The following is a 719-nucleotide window of genomic DNA, read 5'->3' as shown; positions in this document are numbered from 1 at the left end:
ATAGAAGGTATAGAAGGTATAGAAGGTATAGAAGGTATAGAAGGTATAGAAAAATACAATATACCTAATCATTAGCAAGCTTTAATCTATGAATGACTGGATTCTTTTATTAAGAAACCAATTTTTTAACTGATGTAATTATTGAAAGTATAATTAACTGAGCCTCTATTGCTAACCAGCAGGAACTAACCACCAGGTAAACACAGTATGACTTTTTAGTTCTTCTCAAAAACTGTGGTTAGACGTTTAATTGCTATCAGTAAGTCATATAAAAGCTTAGAACTACTTATCCATAGTGTTACAGTTTTTTTAATTATCTTATACCGCTGCCATATAGAAATTGCTCATTACACACTGCTAAACAACACCCACTATTCTTTAGCTAATGATAATTGTTCTGACTAAGTTAATAAAAATGTTTTATAACGAAAAAGCCCGCTACGTAGTAGCGGGCTTATCATTATTTGGTGTCTGGGAATGACCTACTTTCACATGGGGAGACCCCACACTATCATCGGCGCTATTGCGTTTCACTACTGAGTTCGGGATGGGATCAGGTGGGACCACAATGCTATTGTCCCCAGACAAATCTGGTTTTAAAGATGGTGCTGATACCCAGAATCGAACTGGGGACCTCATCCTTACCAAGGATGCGCTCTACCGACTGAGCCATATCAGCATGATCTTGCTCAATATTACTTTTCAGTAATTCAAGACTT

General features: G+C 36.7%; 1 tRNA gene and 1 rRNA gene. Both read right to left on the bottom strand.

Features of this window, described 5'->3' with window-relative positions:
* Positions 1–469: 469 nt before the first annotated feature.
* A 5S ribosomal RNA gene (rrf, locus tag J8L86_RS21015) occupies positions 470–585 on the bottom strand.
* Positions 586–603: 18 nt separating this feature from the next.
* Positions 604–679 (bottom strand) — tRNA-Thr (locus tag J8L86_RS21010).
* Between the last annotated feature and the right edge of the window lie 40 nt (positions 680–719).

It is taken from the genome of Shewanella sp. MMG014 (assembly GCF_018100775.1).
GTDB lineage: Bacteria > Pseudomonadota > Gammaproteobacteria > Enterobacterales > Shewanellaceae > Shewanella > Shewanella japonica.
The sequence above is the reverse complement of the archived record's forward strand: the minus strand, read 5'-3'. Positions and strand labels throughout refer to the sequence as shown.